The organism is Sphingomonas sp. LC-1, from assembly GCF_025371035.1.
Taxonomy (GTDB): Bacteria; Pseudomonadota; Alphaproteobacteria; order Sphingomonadales; family Sphingomonadaceae; genus Sphingomonas; species Sphingomonas sanguinis_E.
In genome coordinates this window covers 498,934-515,709 of record NZ_JANZXB010000001.1, presented here as the reverse complement: position 1 = coordinate 515,709, position 16,776 = coordinate 498,934, and the positions used below count along the sequence as shown (strand labels likewise).

The 16,776-nt window shown below is 66.2% G+C and carries 10 protein-coding genes and 1 pseudogene; 7 read left to right on the top strand and 4 right to left on the bottom strand.

Annotated features, from left to right (window positions below; all coding sequences use genetic code 11):
* The first annotated feature begins 21 nt into the window (after positions 1 to 21).
* The 7 genes and pseudogenes from ptsP (at position 22) to NZL82_RS02420 (ending at position 9,592) form a co-directional block, all read left to right on the top strand.
* Positions 22 to 2,472: a phosphoenolpyruvate--protein phosphotransferase gene (ptsP, locus tag NZL82_RS02450; RefSeq protein ID WP_261268177.1), complete on the top strand. Its 2,451-nt coding sequence runs from the start codon at positions 22 to 24 to the stop codon at positions 2,470 to 2,472.
* Complete coding sequence (gene nagE, locus NZL82_RS02445; protein ID WP_261268176.1) at positions 2,469 to 4,190, top strand: N-acetylglucosamine-specific PTS transporter subunit IIBC; 1,722 nt, start codon at positions 2,469 to 2,471, stop codon at positions 4,188 to 4,190. Before ptsP ends, nagE begins: the two co-directional genes overlap by 4 nt.
* Before the next feature lie 119 nt (positions 4,191 to 4,309).
* Positions 4,310 to 5,095, top strand: coding sequence for an IclR family transcriptional regulator (locus tag NZL82_RS02440; RefSeq protein ID WP_261268175.1), 786 nt, complete (start codon positions 4,310 to 4,312; stop codon positions 5,093 to 5,095).
* A gap of 165 nt (positions 5,096 to 5,260) precedes the next feature.
* A complete protein-coding gene (locus NZL82_RS02435; protein ID WP_261268238.1) occupies positions 5,261 to 6,346 on the top strand; it encodes a DUF475 domain-containing protein in 1,086 nt (361 codons plus the stop codon).
* Between the two features lie 75 nt (positions 6,347 to 6,421).
* Positions 6,422 to 7,213 (top strand): Crp/Fnr family transcriptional regulator, encoded by a 792-nt coding sequence (locus NZL82_RS02430; RefSeq protein ID WP_261268174.1) that lies wholly within the window; start codon positions 6,422 to 6,424, stop codon positions 7,211 to 7,213.
* Complete coding sequence (locus NZL82_RS02425) at positions 7,210 to 7,395, top strand: hypothetical protein (protein WP_261268173.1); 186 nt, start codon at positions 7,210 to 7,212, stop codon at positions 7,393 to 7,395. The genes NZL82_RS02430 and NZL82_RS02425 overlap by 4 nt, the downstream gene beginning before the upstream one ends.
* A 122-nt stretch (positions 7,396 to 7,517) precedes the next feature.
* Positions 7,518 to 9,592: pseudogene (locus NZL82_RS02420) on the top strand (M3 family metallopeptidase).
* A gap of 136 nt (positions 9,593 to 9,728) precedes the next feature.
* Here the strand turns inward: NZL82_RS02420 and NZL82_RS02410 are convergent.
* From NZL82_RS02410 to NZL82_RS02395, 4 genes are read right to left on the bottom strand one after another with little or no spacing between them, the layout of a single operon-like run.
* Positions 9,729 to 11,807 carry a glycoside hydrolase family 97 protein gene (locus NZL82_RS02410; protein WP_261268170.1) on the bottom strand — a complete coding sequence of 693 codons (2,079 nt, stop codon included), beginning with the start codon at positions 11,805 to 11,807 and terminating at the stop codon, positions 9,729 to 9,731.
* Positions 11,804 to 13,417 carry an alpha-amylase family glycosyl hydrolase gene (locus NZL82_RS02405; protein WP_261268169.1) on the bottom strand — a complete coding sequence of 538 codons (1,614 nt, stop codon included), beginning with the start codon at positions 13,415 to 13,417 and terminating at the stop codon, positions 11,804 to 11,806. The genes NZL82_RS02410 and NZL82_RS02405 overlap by 4 nt, the downstream gene beginning before the upstream one ends.
* Complete coding sequence (locus tag NZL82_RS02400; RefSeq protein ID WP_261268168.1) at positions 13,417 to 15,210, bottom strand: alpha-amylase family glycosyl hydrolase; 1,794 nt, start codon at positions 15,208 to 15,210, stop codon at positions 13,417 to 13,419. Before NZL82_RS02400 ends, NZL82_RS02405 begins: the two co-directional genes overlap by 1 nt.
* A complete protein-coding gene (locus tag NZL82_RS02395) occupies positions 15,207 to 16,733 on the bottom strand; it encodes a tryptophan halogenase family protein (RefSeq protein WP_261268167.1) in 1,527 nt (508 codons plus the stop codon). Before NZL82_RS02395 ends, NZL82_RS02400 begins: the two co-directional genes overlap by 4 nt.
* Between the last annotated feature and the right edge of the window lie 43 nt (positions 16,734 to 16,776).

The window sequence follows — 16,776 nt, the reverse complement described above, 5'->3', positions numbered from 1 at the left end:
ATTTGGCGAAAGTGACGTGCAATGAGTGACCTGACCATTTTTGCCCCTCTGTCGGGTTGGGTGACGCCGCTGGCGCAGGTGCCTGACCCGGTCTTCGCCGAAAAGATGCTGGGCGACGGGATCGCGATCGATCCGGTGAACGATGCGCTGTGCGCCCCCTGCGATGCCGTCGTGCTGACCGTGCACGAGGCGGGACACGCGGTGACGCTGCGCAGCACCGAAGGGTTCGAGCTGATCTGCCATATCGGGATCGACACTGTGTCGCTGGGCGGCAAGGGGCTGACGCCGCAGGTGCAGGCGGGGGCGAAGGTGCTGGCGGGACAGCCGCTGATCCGCTTCGATCTCGACCATCTGGTTCAAAACGCGCCCGCCGTGGTGACGCCGATCATCGTCGCCGATGCCACCCGTTATGGTGTCGAGCCGATCGCGCAAGGTCTGGTTGCCATCGGCGATCCGCTTCTGCGCGTCGTGCCGCTGGCCGTGCAGGCTGCGGAGGCCCAGGAAGATGGCGAGGCTCTGGTTCAGGAGACGGTCGTCGCGCTGTCGCACGGCCTCCATGCCCGCCCCGCCGCGCGATTGGTCGAGGCGGTGCGGCGGCATGAGGCGAAGGTCACGCTGTTCCATGGCGATCGCAACGCCTCCGCGCTCAGCGCGGTCGGGTTGCTCGGCCTGGGGCTGAGCCACGGTACGACTGTTCGGATCGAGGCGACGGGTGCGCAGGCCGCCGCGGCAATGGGCGATGTCATCGCTTTTCTGGGTGACGCCACGCCGGAGGAGACGCCGGTCGACGCGCCCGAGCCCGCCCGTGCCGAAGGGCCGGGGCTGGGCGGTGTTCCCGCCGCGCCGGGGTTGGCGGTGGGCCCGATCCATCGGCTGACCCGCGCCGCCATTCCGGTCGAGACGCTGGCCGGTTCGACGGAAGAGGAAACCGCCAAGCTGACCGACGCGCTGACGCGGGTTCGAGAAGGGCTGGTGCAGGCGGCGGCGGCCGGTGGTGCGCGGGGCGGCGTGATGGCGGCGCATGGCGCGATGCTGGCCGATCCCACGCTGACCGAGGCGGCGCTCGCGGCCATCGGTCGGGGGCTGAGCGCCGGTGTCGCCTGGCAGGAGGCCATTGCCGAACAGGTCGCGGTCCTGGTGTCGAGTGGCGACCGGCGCATCGCCGAGCGCGCCGACGATCTGCGCGATCTGGAACGCCATGTCCTCGCCGCGCTGGCGGGATTGCCGATCGAGGGCCCGAGCGTTCCCGTGGGCGCGATCCTGGTCGCGGAGGACCTGCTCCCCAGTCAGGTCGCCGCGCTCGATGCCGGAACGGTCGCGGGGATCGCGCTGGTCAAGGGCGGGCCGACCTCGCACGCGGCCATATTGGCGGCGGGCATGGGCCTGCCCATGGCGGTGGCGTTCGGCGATCCTCTGGTGACGCTGGAGGATGGCCGCGTCATCGTCCTCGACGCCGATCGCGGGTTGATCGACCCCGAACCCGATCAGGATGCGCAAAGCCAGGTGCGCGACACGATCGCCCGCCGCAAGGCCGAGATGGAGGCCGCGCGCGCCGCGCAGGGGCCCTGCCGCACGCTGGACGGAACGCGGATCGAGATGTTCGCCAATCTGGGCTCGGTCGGCGATGCCGAGGCGGCGGTGAAGGAAGGCGCGGAGGGCTGCGGCCTGCTGCGCACCGAATTCCTCTTTCTGGAACGCGCAACCGCGCCGACCCGCGAGGAGCAGGCGCGCGATTATCAGGCGATCGCCGACGCGCTGGGCGATCGGCCGATGATCGTCCGGCTCCTCGATGTCGGTGGGGACAAGCCAGCGCCTTATATGGACCTGCCCGTCGAGGAGAACCCGGCGCTGGGCCTGCGCGGCATCCGCGTTGCGCTGGCCGATCCGCAATTGCTGGAGGATCAGGTCGGCGCGATCCTGTCGGTGCGCCAGCCCTGCCGGATCATGGCCCCCATGGTCGCCAGCCTGTCCGAGCTGGAGGCGGTTCGCGCGGTCGTCGAGCGACAGGGCGGCAAGGCCGAGGTCGGCGTCATGATCGAGACCCCGGCAGCGGCGATCTCCGCCGATATTCTCGCGCGCAAGGCCGATTTCTTCTCGATCGGTACCAACGACCTGACGCAATATACGCTGGCCATGGATCGCGGCAACGCGGCGGTGGCGGCGGGGGTCGATGGGCTCCATCCGGCGGTGCTGCGGTTGATCAGCGCGACCTGTGACGGGGCAGGGCGGCATGACACGCCGGTCGGGGTGTGCGGCTCGCTGGCTGCCGACCGGTTGGCGGTGCCGATCCTGCTGGGGCTGGGCGTGACCGAATTGTCGGTGCCCCCCGCGCGGGTCGCCGCGATCAAGGCGCTGGTCGGCAAACTCGACCTCGCCCGTTGTCGTGCGGCGGCGATGCAGGCGCTGGCGCTGCCCTCTGCCGCGGCGGTTCGCGCGCATATCACCAAGATGCTTCAGGAGATCGGCGCATGAGCTCGCCCATGGCCTCGCTTCAATCGCTCGGGCGGGCGCTGATGCTGCCCATCGCGGTCCTGCCGGTGGCGGGGCTGCTGCTGCGCCTTGGCCAGCCGGACATGCTGAACATCGCCTTCATGGCGAATGCGGGCAACGCGATCTTCGACAATCTGGGTCTGTTGTTCGCGGTCGGCGTCGCCACCGCCTTTGCCCGCGACGGCAATGGCGCGGCGGCACTGGCGGGGATCACCTGCTATCTGGTCACCATCAAGGGCGCCGAGACGCTGGTCGTGCCGCCTACGGGAACCGGGGCGGGGCTGGCCAAGGACATTGCCGCGACCGTCGAGGCGGCGTGGCGGACCAAGTCGGTCCACCGGTTCGACGTGCCGGTGGGGATCGTCGCCGGGCTGATCGGCGGTAGCTTCTACAATCGCTTCGCCACGATCAAAATGCCAGAATATCTCGCCTTTTTCGGTGGGCGCCGGTTCGTTCCGATTATCTCGGGCATTGCCGGACTGGGGCTGGCGGCGTTGCTGGGCGTGGCGTTCGGTCCCGTCAATGCGGGCATCGATGCGATGAGCCAGGGTATCGTCCAGGCGGGCGGGCTGGGGCTGTTCGCATTCGGCGTGCTGAACCGGCTGCTCGTCGTCACCGGGCTGCACCATATCCTGAACACCGTCGCCTATTTCGTCGTGGGCGATTATCAGGGCAAGACCGGCGATCTGACCCGCTTCTTCGCGGGCGATCCGACGGCGGGCGCGTTCATGAGCGGCTTCTTCCCGGTCATGATGTTCGGCCTGCCCGCCGCCTGCCTCGCCATGTATCATGAGGCGCTGCCGGAGCGGAAGAAGGCCGTGGGCGGCATGCTCTTCAGCCTGGCGCTGATGTCGTTCCTGACCGGCGTGACCGAGCCGATCGAGTTCAGCTTCATGTTCCTGGCCCCGGTCCTCTATGCCTTCCATGCGATCCTGACCGGCGTGTCGGAAGCGGTGATGAACGCGCTGGGCGTGCGGCTGGGCTATACCTTCTCGGCCGGTCTGTTCGACTATGTCATCAATTTCGGCAAGGCGACCAAGCCGTTGCTGCTGATCCCGATCGGCGCGATCTATGCGATCCTCTATTATGCCGTGTTCCGCTTCGCTATCCGCCGTTGGAACCTCCAGACGCCGGGGCGTGACGTGGATGCCGCCGTCGAAGGCGACCAGGGCGAGCTGGCGGCTGCTCCGGTCGCGGGCGGACGGGGCGCATCCTTCGTCGCCGCGATGGGCGGCAGCGCCAATCTGACCGAGGTGGCGGCCTGCACCACCCGCCTGCGCCTGATCGTGTCCGATCCCGCCAAGGTCGATGAGCCCGGCCTGAAGCGTCTCGGCGCGCGGGGAATCCTGCGTCCGTCCGCCAATGGCGTCCAGGTGGTGCTGGGCCCGGTGGCCGACACGGTGGCGATGGAGATGCGCGCCGCCATCGATTCCGGACCGATCCCAGCCTCCGCCGACCGCGCCGCGCCGTCGCCGATCGTCACCAGCACGGAGCCTGCCGCCGTTGCGGCATCGGCAACCCTGCCCGATGTCTTGGTCAAGGCGGTTGGCGGCGCGGAGAATATCGTTGCGTCGGCCCATTATGCCGGGCGCTGGCGTGTCGAATTGAGGGACGAGGGCAGGTTGGCGCCCGATCTTCCGCCGGCCGTGCGTGGTCTGGCGCGCGCTGGAAAAAATGTCGTCCATCTTCTGGTCGGTTAATCGTTTAAACTCAAAGGTTAACGATATTGACCCTCTTTGAAAGATCGGAGTAAGCGGCACAAAAAGTCATTTCAGGCGATTCCGACCGATGGTCGTTCCATCGTCGTGGAGAAGTGTAGTTGAGTACGGATACGGTTGGCACCGTCGACGATAAGCGCCTTTACCGCGCGCCAGCGCTGGAAAAGGGACTCGATATCCTCGAACTGCTCTCCGCTGAGGAAAATCCGCTGACGATGAGTGCGATCGTCAATCGGCTGGGGCGCTCGACCGGCGAGTTGTTCCGGATGATTCAGGTGCTCGAACATCGCGGTTACGTGACGCAGGGGCCCGATGGTTATGTCATGACCTCGCGCCTGTTCCATCTCGGCCTGAAGCGGCCGCCGGTCCGCAGCCTGATGGAACAGGCTCTTCCGCCGATGCGGCTGCTGGCCGACCGTATCGGCCAATCCTGCTACCTCGCCATACCCTCGGGGTCTTGTTCGTCGGTGATCGCCCGTATGGAGGCGGACACGGTGGTCGGCGTTTCGGTTCGTGTCGGTTATCGCCGCGCAATGCATGAAACGCCCTCAGGGATCCTGCTTTACGCGTTTCAGCCGGAAGCGACCCGCCGCGAATGGGAAGGCCTTTTCGATCCCCCCCTGTCCGAGCGGGCTCTCGGACAATTGCGCGAGAAAGCGGACACCCTGAAGCGGCAGGGCTTTGCCCAGTCCGAAAGCGGCGAGTTGCTCGGCATGGTCGAGCTGGCCGCGCCGATCATGCGGAGCACGTGCGCCTGTGCCGTGCTGACGGTCCCCTTCGTCCGGATCGTCGATGGTCTCGCCACCCAGGAAGAGGCATTGGCCGAACTGCGCCGTATCGCCGGACAGATTTCGGAACAGCTTGTGGGCGACGACCTGCGCATCTGATCGGCGCTTGTCGCGATCCCCGTTCGCGACGATAGAGCCTCTGCCCGATTGAACCAATCCGGTGGCCCGGACTTTACCGTCCGACCGCTGGATCGCGTTGCGCGTGTCGGAAGCCATGCGGGCCGGGCGATAGATCGGGGCGTCAGCGACAGGGAGCCGTGTGTGCTGCTGAAATATTATAAGGGTTCGTTTCTCTTCACGGGGCTCTGCCTGGCGATAGCCGCCTGGCTGGGGTTCCAGAGTACGGGAAGCCTGCCCGGCACGCTGGGCGTGTTGTGGATCGTGCTGGTGCTGGGCGTGCTGGAAGTCTCGCTGTCCTTCGACAATGCGGTCGTCAACGCCACGGTCCTGCGCGACATGGACGACGAATGGCGTCACCGCTTCCTGACCTGGGGCATTTTGATCGCGGTCTTCGGCATGCGGATCGTCTTTCCGCTCGCCATCGTCGCCATCGCCGCGCATATGGGACCGGTCGAGGCGGTGAAGCTCGCCGCCGGAGACCCGGTTCGTTACGAACAGATCATCACCTCCGCCCATGTCGGCATTTCGGGCTTTGGCGGCAGCTTCCTGGCGATGGTCGGGCTCAACTTCTTCCTCGATGACGAGAAGGAAGAGCATTGGATCGGCCCGATCGAGCGTCCGCTGGCCGCACTTCGCGACATTTCGGGGCTGGCGATGGGCATCGTCCTGCTCGCGCTGTACGGTATCGGCCAATTCATTCCGGCCGAAGACGCGATGACCTTCCTGACCTCCGGTATCTTCGGCCTGCTGACCTATATCGCGGTCCATGCGATCGGCGTGCTGCTGGAAGGGGATGGCGATGCCCTGGCCGGGGCCGCCGCACGTTCGGGCTTCGCCGCCTTCCTGTATCTGGAGGTGCTGGACGCCAGCTTTTCCTTCGACGGCGTGATCGGCGCGTTCGCTCTTTCGAACAACCTGTTCATCATCGCGCTGGGCCTGGGCATCGGGGCGATGTTCGTCCGATCGATGACCATCATGCTGGTCGATAAGGGAACGCTGACCCAGTATCGCTATCTGGAGCATGGCGCCTTCTACGCGATCGTCGCGCTGGCCGCGATCATGCTGCTGTCGGTGCGGTTCCATATCCCCGAGACGATCACCGGGCTGATCGGGGCGACGCTGATCGGCCTGTCCTTCTGGGCATCGGTGCGCAGCAACCGCCATCATCCCGACCAGCCTCTGGAGGAAGCACGGCCGGTTCATCCGACGGGCAGGCCGACCGGCGGGTAATCACTCCGGAAGGGGACGGAACCCTTTGCCCTGGCCGTGGATTTGCTTTCCGTCTGCCACGGGAGGGATCGCGCCATGTCGGTGTCCGCCATCGATACGCTGAGACAGCCAAGGCCAAGTATCGATCGTCCTTCGCTGACCGGCCTGTTCCTGAAGGAACGCGGGCGCGAGGCGATGACGCCCGACGAAGTCGTGACGCTGGAGAATGGCGTCGATGAGGTGCGCGATATTCCTGCGCGCACCATCGTCGTCCGCCGGGACGAGCGGGTTCGCCAGAGCAGCCTGCTGCTCGAAGGCGTGATGTGCCGCTACATGGACGATCGACAGGGCAATCGGCAGATCGTCGCCTTTCATATACCCGGCGATTTTGTCGATCTGCACGGCTTTGCCATGCGCCACTTGGACCATGACGTTGCGACATTGACGCCGGCACGAGTAGCGCTGGTCGGCCATGACCGGCTGGAGCAGATTGTCGCACATCACCCCCGGCTGACGCGGCTATTGTGGTTCTCGACGCTGCTCGACGCGGCGATGCACCGCGAATGGGTGTTCCGGCTCGGCCGGCTGGAGGCCGATGGGCGGGTCGCGCATCTCTTTTGCGAGCTTCATGCTCGGCTCTCGATGGTCGGCTTGGTGAACGATGGTCTGTTTCGTTTTCCGGTCACCCAGATTGATCTGGCGGAGGCGGCGGGCGTGACGCCGGTCCACTTGAACCGCGTGTTGCGGTCGCTGCGCGAGCGTGGGCTAATGATCTTCCGCAGCGGGGAGGTGCATATCCGCGATATCGAGGCGCTGACCGCGTTGGCCGATTTCGATCCTGCCTATCTTTATGGGGGCGGGCCGACCCTGGAAGGGCCGGGGGCATGACGGAGACCTCGGACATGTCCAATGTGCACGAGGATGCCGGGCTGGCGACGGCCGAGTGTGGGATCGTCATGCTCGACGGTCCCAATGGCGTGGCGGTATCGATGACCCCGACGGCGGCGCGCGCGACGGGGGAGGGGCTGGTGGCCGCGGCGCTTCTGGCTGAGAAGCAGGTCAAGCGTTGACGCGCTTAGGACCGTGGCGGACTTTTACCCGACTGTTCCGTGGCTTATGGTGATGACGCGTTTGTCATGACCGGGAGTTCACTTTGCGTCACCTGTCCCTTGCCGCCGCCTTGGCGGCTCTAATGACCACATCCGCCATCGCCCAGCCGCCGCAAGCCACCCAGGCCACCGCTTCCAATCCCCTGATCGCTCCCTGGACCGGCCCCTATGGCGGGGTGCCGCCTTGGGACAAGGTGAAGCCCGAGCTGTTCCCCGCCGCTTTCGAGGCGGCGCTGGCCGAGCGGCGGGCGGAGTACGAACGGATCGCCAACGATCCCGCCAAGCCGAGCTTCGCCAACACCTTCGTGCGGATGCAGAATGCCGGACAGACTCTGAACCGCGTGATGACGCTGTTCGGGGTGATGACCGGCAACATGAACAATCCGGCCTATCAGGCGCTGGACCGCGAATGGTCGCCCAAACTGTCCAAGGCGTCGGACGAGATCACCTTCAACCCCAAGCTGTTCGCGCGGATCGAGGCGATCTACAAGGCGCGCGATACGTCCGGGCTGGACGCGCAGCAGAAGCGGCTGGTCACGCGCACCTATGACAGCTTCGTGCGGCAGGGGGCCAAGCTGACTCCCGTGCAGAAGGCCGAGCTGTCCGCCTTCAACCAGAATCTGGCGATCAATTTCAGCGAGTTCTCGCAGCGGCTGCTGGCGGACGAAGGCACCGCGATCATCGTCACCGACGAGGCGCGCCTTGCGGGCCTGCCCGACAGCGTGAAGGCGGTCGCCAAGGCGGCGGCGGCCGAGCGCGGGCAGCAGGGCTGGGCGATCGTCAACACCCGCTCGGCGGTCGATCCGGTGCTGACCTTCGCCACCGACCGGGCGCTTCGCGAGCAGGTGTGGCGCGCCTTCACCAAGCGCGGCGACAATGGCGACATCAACGATACCAAGGCGACCATCGCCCGCATCGTCCGGCTGCGCGCGAACCGTGCGCACCTGCTGGGCTTCAAGACCCATGCCGACTGGCGGATGCAGGACACCATGGCCAAGACCCCGGCCGCCGCGATGGACCTGATGATGCGCGTCTGGCCCGCCGCCAAGGCGCGCGTCGCCGAGGAAGTCCGCGACATGCAGACGATCGCGGATAAGGAAGGGGCCAAGATCACCATCGAGCCCTGGGACTATCGCTTCTATCAGGAGAAGGTCCGCAAGAGCCGCTACGATCTCGATCAGGCCGAGCTGAAGCCCTATTTCGAGCTGAACAACATCATCCAGGGTTCGCTCTATGCCGCGAACCGGCTCTACGGGCTGGAGTTCAAGGAGATCACCGGCACGGTGCCCGTCTTCGAGCCGAACATGCGTGTCTGGCATGTGACGCGCAACGGCAAGGAAGTCGGCCTGTTCTACCGCGACGATTTCGCGCGGACCGGCAAGCGTTCGGGCGCCTGGGCCAACACCTATCGCGGCCAGCGCAACCTGCCGCCGGTGCAGAATGTCCTGTCGTCCAACAACAATAATTTCGCCAAGGGCGCGCCCGGCGAGCCGGTCCTCATCAGCCTGGACGATGCCGAGACGCTGTTCCACGAATTCGGCCACGCGATCCATGCGATGCTCCAGAACGTCACCTATCCGGGGCTGGCGGGCACGCCGCGCGACTTCGTGGAATATCCCAGCCAGGTGAACGAGCATTGGCTGCTGACCCGCGACGTGCTGGACAAGTACGCCACTACAAGACCGGCCAGCCCATGCCGCAGGCGCTGCTCGACAAGATCAAGGCGTCGGAGACCTTCAACCAGGGCTTTGCGACGACCGAATATCTGTCCTCGGCGATCGTCGACATGAAGCTGCACACCGTGCCCGATGGCGTGGTCGACCCGGCGGCGTTCGAGGCGACGACGCTGCGCGAGATCGGGATGCCGAAGGAGCTGGTGATGCGGCACCGCCTGCCGCAGTTCAACCACCTGTTCTCGTCGGACAGCTATTCGGCGGGCTATTACAGCTATCTCTGGTCGGAGACGATGGACGCCGACACCTTCGCGGCGTTCGAGGAAGCGGGCAGCCCGTGGGACAAGGCGACGGCGGACCGCTTTGCGCGGGTGCTGCTGTCGACGGGGAACGAGACCGACCGCGCCGAGGCCTATCGCGCGTTCCGGGGCCGCGACCCGGATGTGAATGCGCTGCTCAAGCAGCGGGGTTTCCCGACGAAGTAACCGTACCCGTCATCCCAGCGAAGGCTGGGATCTTTTTCGACGTTGGACATCGCATCGAGGAAGGCCCCAGCCTGCGCTGGGGCGACGGTTGAGAAAGGGAGGCCCCTCTATCAAATGATGGAGGGGCCTTGCCGTGTCAAAGCGCCTTCAACCGGATCGCCTGGCCGCCGCCGGGGGCGAGGGAGAGGGTCAGCGTGTCGCCCTTCTTCACCCGCTTGGTCTCGAACGCGATCGAGTGCCGCGCATCGGTTGCATAGGTCGCGCCGGGGCCGTCCTTATAGACCTTTGCCTCATAGGACTTGCCCGGATCGAGGAAGTCGAGCGTGACGGTCAGCTCACGCGCATTCTCGTCGGTGATCGATCCGACATACCAGTCGCGGCTCTTACGATCGCGCCGCGCGAAGGTGACGTAATCGCCGACCTCGCCGTTCAGCACGCGGCTGTCCTCCCAGTCCACCGGCACGTCTGCGATGAAGCGGAACGCCTGCGGATACTTGGCATAATTCTCCGGCGTGTCGGCGGCCATCTGCACCGGCGAGTAGAGCACGACATAGAGCGCCAGCTGCTTGGCGATGGTCGACTGGATCGGGCTGTTGTCGCTGCCCGTCAGGCTCAGCACGCCGGGCGTGAAGTCCATCGGCCCTTCGAGCATCCGGGTGAAGGCCAGGTTCGCCTCATGCTCGGGCGGGTTCTTGCCGGGCCAGGCGTTATATTCCATGCCCCGCGACCCCTCGCGCGCCAGCCAGTTGGGATAGGTGCGGCGCAGACCCGTGTCCTTGACCGGCTCATGGCTGTCGATCGACACCTTGTACTTGGCGGCGGCCTGAAGAACGCGGAGATGGTGGTTCACCATCCACTGGCCCTCATGCCATTCGCGGCTGACCGAGCCGTCCGGGTTCATGCGCTCGATCTGCCCGGCATCGGCGACATAGCCGGTCTTGACGACATGCTCGCCATGATCGGCGGCGAATTTGAAGGCGGGGTCGAACTGGCTCTCATAATGGCTGACCGCGCCGCCCGTCTCGTGATGGCCGATCAGCGAGACACCCTTGGACTTGGCGTATTTTGCCAGCGCGTCCGCATCGAAGTCCTCCGCCGGGATCGCGAACTGCATCGCCGAGCCATTGCCCGCCCAGTCGCCGTCCCAGCCGATATTCCACCCCTCGACCAGCACACCGGGGATGCCGTATTTCGATGCGAAGTCGATATAGGTCTTCACATTCGCGGTCGTGGCACCGTGACGCGGCCCGCGCGCCCAGCTCCATTCGCCCTTAATCATCTTCCACCAGACGCCGACGAACTTGCCCGGCTTCACCCAGGACACGTCGCCCAGCCTGTTGGGCTCGTTCAGGTTGAGCATCAGGTGGCTCATATAGAGGCCGCCCGCATCGGGCGCGATCAGGAAGGTCCGCCACGGCGTCGTCCACGCCCCCGTCTTCACCACCTTCGGCGCGCCCGAGCCGGGGGTGAGGACCGCCTTGAACCCGTTCCCCTCGGTCTTCATCAGCGCCATGCTGGCATAGTCGACCAGCGCCGCCTCATGGATGGCGATATGGGTGCCGTCGTCCAGCTTCATGGTGATCGGCGTCGCCGCCGTGCCGACCGCGCCGATGGCCGTGCGGTTGTAGAGATATTCCTCGCGGTTCCACAGGAAGGCGGGCTTCCACCAGGCGGTACCGGTTTGCGCGATGTTGAACTCGGTCAGCTCCTCGGCGATGTTCGCCTTGGGCAAAGCCTGCTGCTCGGGAAATTCGTAGCGGAAGCCGACGCCGTCATCCTGCACCCGGAACACCACGTCATAGCGGCGATGGAGCGCGCTCGATTCCATCAGGCGGACGCGCATCTCGCGGTGATTGTCACGGATGGTGCGCCACTCGCCCCAGGGCTGGGTCCAGCTGGTGTCGGACTTGGCATGGGTGACGGCCTCGATCTTCAGCCCCCGCTCGATCTTGGGCGCGTCGGTGAACATCATGCCCAGTCGCGAGGGCGCGACGATCGCCTTGCCGTTCCGCGCGATCATATAGACTGCGCGGCCGTCATTGTCGGTCGAGACCTGCACCGTGATCTGGCCGTTCGGCGAGGTTTCGACGGCATCGGGCTGTCCGGCGGGCTTGGCGAATTTGAACGTCTCGTTGACCGCCGGATCGGCGGGGCCATTCTGGGCCTGCGCCGCTCCGGCGATCAGGCCGAGCCCCAAGGCAATGGTCGTCTTCATGCAGTCATCTCCCGGATCGCCGCCCCGAACGCACCCAGGCGTTCGTCGGTGGCGTTATTGATCTGGACCAGCACCCGCCCGCCCCGTGGCAGGGACGGGGGCAGGGCCATGGGCGTGTCGCCCAGGTTGAACAGGCAAAGCAGGCGTTGCGCCCCTTCGCGCCGCTCGAAGGCAAGTAGCTGGTCGTCGGCGTGCAACAGCGTCAAATCACCGACCGCCAGCGCAGGCGTCTTGGCCCGCAGCCGGACCAGACGGCGCGTCAGGTTCAGCAGCGAGTCCGGATCGCCATCCTGTCGGTTGACCGCCAGCGCGGCGTGATCCGGCCCGACCGGCAACCATGGTTCGGCATCCGAGAAGCCGCCGTTGATCGCATTGCTGCTCCACGGCATCGGCGTGCGCACGCCATCGCGCGACAGGGTCAGCGGCCAGTTGGCGATGGCTTCCGGGTCGACCAGCCGCTCGAAGGGGACATCCACCTGAGTCAGCCCCAGCTCCTCGCCCTGATAGACAAAGGCGTTGCCGCGCAGGGACAGGAGCAACAGCATCTTCATCCGCGCGAACGCGTCGCGATGCTCCGGCGTGGTCCAGCGCGACACGGCGCGCGGCGCGTCATGGTTCTCGAACGCCCAGCTCGGCCAGCCCACCCCGGGCTCGGCCGGCCATTTCGCGACCGCCTCGGCGACGATGCGCGGGGTCAGCCGGTCGGCATAGAGGAAGTCGAAGCCATAGGCGGTGTTCAGCCGGTGATCTCCGGCGGTGAACAGCTTCATCTCGAGTTCGGCCTCGTCACCGCCGACCTCGGCCACGGTAAAGCGGTCGCCATAGCCGTCCAGCGTGGCGCGGATCCGCTCCAGGAAGGGCACGATATCGGCATGGCTCTGGTTGTAGAGCTTTAGCTGGAAGTCGAACGGCCGGGTCCGCGTCTTGCCCGTGTCGGGTGCGGGCGGGTTATCCCGCAGGGTCGGCTCGTGCATCATGAAGTTGATCGCATCCAGCCGGAAGCCGTCCACGCCCCGGTCAAGCCAGAAACGCGCGGTTGCCAGCAATTCGGCCTGCACGTCCGGATGGTGGACGTGAAGCTGTGGCTGCTCCTTCAGGAAATTGTGCAGATAATATTGGCCGCGCCGCGCGTCCCAGGTCCAGGCGGGGCCGCCGAACACCGACTGCCAGTTGGACGGCGGCGAGCCGTCGGGCTTCGGATCGGCCCAGACATACCAGTTGGCGCGCGCATTGGTGCGGCTGGACCGGCTTTCGGTGAACCAAGGATGCTCGTCCGAGGTGTGGCTGTACACCTGGTCGATGACGACCTTCAGCTCCAGTTCGTGCGCGCGGGTAACCAGCGCGTCGAAATCGCGAAGCGTGCCGAAGATCGGATCGACGTCGCGATAATCCGCCACGTCATAGCCGAAATCCTTCATCGGCGAGGTGAAGAAGGGCGACAGCCAGATCGCATCGACGCCCAGGCTGGCGACATGGTCCAGCCGCGCGGTGATGCCGGGCAGGTCGCCGATGCCGTCGCCATTGCTGTCGGCAAAGCTGCGGGGGTAGATCTGATAGATCACCGCGCCCTTCCACCAGGGGCGCGGAGCGATGCGGGCAGTCTCGGTCATCAACGGCTCTCCGCCGCGCATACGGCATAGCCGAAGGCGGGCAATTCCAACATCAGGCTGCCGGGCGCGGCGGCCTTGGGGGCGCAGGGGCCAGCCATGGCAGTGAAACGTTGCGATGCCGTTTCGACCTGCACGGCCTGTGCGATGGGCTTGGTCGAGGTGTTGAAGGCGATCACAAATTCGCGGCCCGTATCGGGGTCGAAGCGCGAGACGGCGAACAGCCCCGGCGCATCGCCGCGCGCGCGGACCACCTGCCGCCCGCGCGTGAGGGCGGGGTTGGCGACGCGCAGCCGGGCAAGCGTCGCGATCTCCCGATAGAGCGGGTGGGAGGGGACGAAGCTGTCGGTCGCGGTCGTCTTCATCGTGCCGACCAGCGGATTATCGTTATAGCTGGCGACCTTGCTGGCGAACATGTCCTCGCGCGCGTCCTGGTCGTTGCCGTCGCCCGCGAAACCCTGTTCGTCGCCCGAATAGATGGTCGGCACCCCGCGCAGGGTCAGCAACATCGCATGGCCTAGTTCGACCCGCTTCAGCACTTCCTCGTCCGAGGCATCGGGGTTCGCCTGCCGGACGTCGCGCGCGAAGCGGCCATGATCGTGATTGCCGAGGAAGGTCGGCAATATGTCCGCCGTCGCCTCGCCCTTGGCATAGAGGACGTCGCCCTCGAACAGGCTGGCGAGCGTGCGAGTCGGCTTGTTCTCCGCGACCGTCTGGATCACCGCATTCATGAAGGCGAAGTCGAGGACCGCCGGATAATCGGCGATCTTGGTCCAGCGCGCGAGATAGCCGGGGTCCATCCCCGCCGTGACCTCACCGAAGATGTGGAAGTTCGGAATCCCTTTGGCCTTGGCACGCGCCAGCATGGCGGGGACGAAGCTGCGCCAGAATTCGGGGTTCACATGCTTGGCGGTGTCGATGCGGTAGCCGTCGATGCCGAACCGGTCGATCCAGCTGCCGTAAACGTCGATCATGCCAGCGATGACGCGCGGATTCTCGGTGTAGAGATCGTCCAGTCCTGAGAAATCGCCGGTCGTGGAGCTTTCGTCCTCGAAGGTCGTGTTCCCGCGATTGTGGTAATAGATCGGATCGTTCAGCCAGGCGGGCGTCTTGGCGTTCTTCTCGCCCGCCGGGATATACGGGGTATAGGCGTAGGTCGGGTCGGTCAGCTTCGCAAAGTTCGCCGTCGTCTGCACATCGTCACCGACAAAGCCGGAATTGATCGCCGCCCCCTTCACCCCGCCCCGCCGCTGATAGGGCCAGGTCGCGCGGTCGCGATAGGGGCAGGGCGAGCCTTCCGCACATTCGCGATACTGGATCACGTCGGCCGTGTGGTTGACGATGATATCCATATAGACCTTCATCCCCCGCGCATGCGCGGCATCGACAAAGGCGTGCAGATCGGCTTCGCTTCCCAGGTGCGGATCGACCGTGGTGAAGTCGGTGATCCAGTAGCCGTGATAGCCGGCGCTTTCCCGCCCCTTTGCGCCCTGCACGGCCTTGTTCTTGAAGATCGGCCCGAGCCAGATCGCGGTCGCGCCCAGCCCCTGAATATAGTCGAACCGCCGGGTCAGCCCTTTCAGGTCGCCGCCATGGTAGAAGCCCTTGTGCGTCGGATCGAAACCGGTGGTCAGCGGCCCGCCCCTCAGCCCGCCGCGATCATTGGCGGTGTCGCCATTCTCGAACCGGTCCGGCAGGACGAAATAGATCACTTCGTCCTGTGGCAGACGCTGGCGATAATCCTGTGCCGCCAAGGGCGTGGCGGTGGCGAGCAAGGCGAGCAGCAGCTTTTTCATGGGCAGACCTTTGGGACGGGGGCGGCGCAATGGGCGGCGAGGAAGGCGTTGTGCGCGGGGAGCCTAGCAGCCACCTGCGCGGCATGACGCCGGGTGAGGGTCAGGAAGTCGTCCAGCTCATCGGTGGACAGCGCATCGGCCAGCGCGTGATGGCTGGCGGGCAAAATGCCCTGACCAACCAGCAACTGGACCCAGGCGGGTTCGGCAAACAGCTCTTCGGCATCGCGAAGCACGCGGCCACTGGTTCGGAATAAGGCGATCCGCGCGGCCAGGCCGTCCGGGAGGGGCACCGCCCGCCGCTCGGTCCAGAAGGGCTCGGAGCGGGCATTGGCATGGTAATGGAGGATCAGCATGTCGCGGATCCCCAGCCATTCGGCCTCGGTCAGACGATTATAGGCGTCGATCTCGATGGACTGGAGCGTCGCCCCCGGCCAGAATTCCAGCAGCCGCGCGATCCCCGATTGGACGAGATGGATGCTGGTCGACTCCAGCGGCTCCAGAAATCCCGCCGCCAGCCCGAGCGCGACGCAATTGCCCACCCAGGCGCGCCGCCGCCGTCCGGTCGTAAAGTGAAGCAGGCGCGGCTCTCCCGTCGCCTCGCCGCCAAGCGCGGAGAGCAACTGGGCTGCGGCTTCGTCGTCCGACAGGTGGCGGCTGTCATAGACCAGCCCGTTGCCGGTCCGATGCTGAAGCGGAATGCGCCAGCGCCACCCCGCGCCATGCGCGATGGCACGGGTATAGGGGGGCAGGGGGGAGGCGCGTTCCCCCGCCACCGCCATCGCGCGGTCGCAGGGCAGCAGTTCGGACCAGTCGTCGAACGGCTCGGCCAGCGTCTCGCCGATCAGCAGCGCGCGAAAGCCGGTGCAGTCGACGAACAGGTCGCCCGCCTCCCGCCGGCCGCCCTCCAGAACGACATGGTCGATCCGTCCGCCCGTATCGCGTGCAACCGACCCGATCCTGCCTTCGATCCGCACCACCCCCGCCGCCTCCGCATGACGGCGGAGCAGCGCGGCATAGAGGCTGGCGTCGAAATGATAGGCCCAGGCCAGGCCGCTCGGCAGTTCGGGGCGGCCGGGATCGGGGGCGAAGCGGCCCGCCATTGCGGCTTGCGCGCTTGGCATGTGACCCCAGAGCGAGGCGGGGTTCGCCGCCCCGCCGCCCCGCAGCCAGTAATGATGGAAAGGCACCAGCCCCAGCCCGCGCCCGATGCTGCCAAAGGCATGGAGATAGCCGCTGCCCTCGCCCGACCAGCCTTCGAACCTTATGCCCAGCTTGAAGCTGCCGTTCGTTTCGCGAAGGAAGGCGGCTTCGTCCAGACCCAGCATCTGATTGAACAGGCGGATGCCGGGGATCGTCGCCTCGCCCACGCCGACCGTGCCGATCGCGTCGGATTCGATCAGGGTGATGCGGGTGGAGGCGGGCACGAACCGCGCCAGCGCCGCCGCAGCCATCCATCCGGCGGTGCCGCCGCCGACGATCACGACCCGGCGGGCGATACGGTCTGCGGAAGGGGCGGCGTCCATGGGGCGTCTCACATTCGGGCGTCCCGCGCCGGGCAGTGCCGGC

What these genes read in the sequence shown, in the direction of transcription:
- nagE (WP_261268176.1), top strand. Translation starts at nt 2,469, where the DNA reads ATGAGCTCGCCCATGGCCTCGCTTCAATCGCTCGGGCGGGCGCTGATG.
- ptsP (WP_261268177.1), top strand. Translation starts at nt 22, where the DNA reads ATGAGTGACCTGACCATTTTTGCCCCTCTGTCGGGTTGGGTGACGCCG.
- NZL82_RS02395 (WP_261268167.1), bottom strand. Translation starts at nt 16,733, where the DNA reads ATGGACGCCGCCCCTTCCGCAGACCGTATCGCCCGCCGGGTCGTGATC.
- NZL82_RS02430 (WP_261268174.1), top strand. Translation starts at nt 6,422, where the DNA reads ATGTCGGTGTCCGCCATCGATACGCTGAGACAGCCAAGGCCAAGTATC.
- NZL82_RS02405 (WP_261268169.1), bottom strand. Translation starts at nt 13,417, where the DNA reads ATGACCGAGACTGCCCGCATCGCTCCGCGCCCCTGGTGGAAGGGCGCG.
- NZL82_RS02400 (WP_261268168.1), bottom strand. Translation starts at nt 15,210, where the DNA reads ATGAAAAAGCTGCTGCTCGCCTTGCTCGCCACCGCCACGCCCTTGGCG.
- NZL82_RS02410 (WP_261268170.1), bottom strand. Translation starts at nt 11,807, where the DNA reads ATGAAGACGACCATTGCCTTGGGGCTCGGCCTGATCGCCGGAGCGGCG.
- NZL82_RS02425 (WP_261268173.1), top strand. Translation starts at nt 7,210, where the DNA reads ATGACGGAGACCTCGGACATGTCCAATGTGCACGAGGATGCCGGGCTG.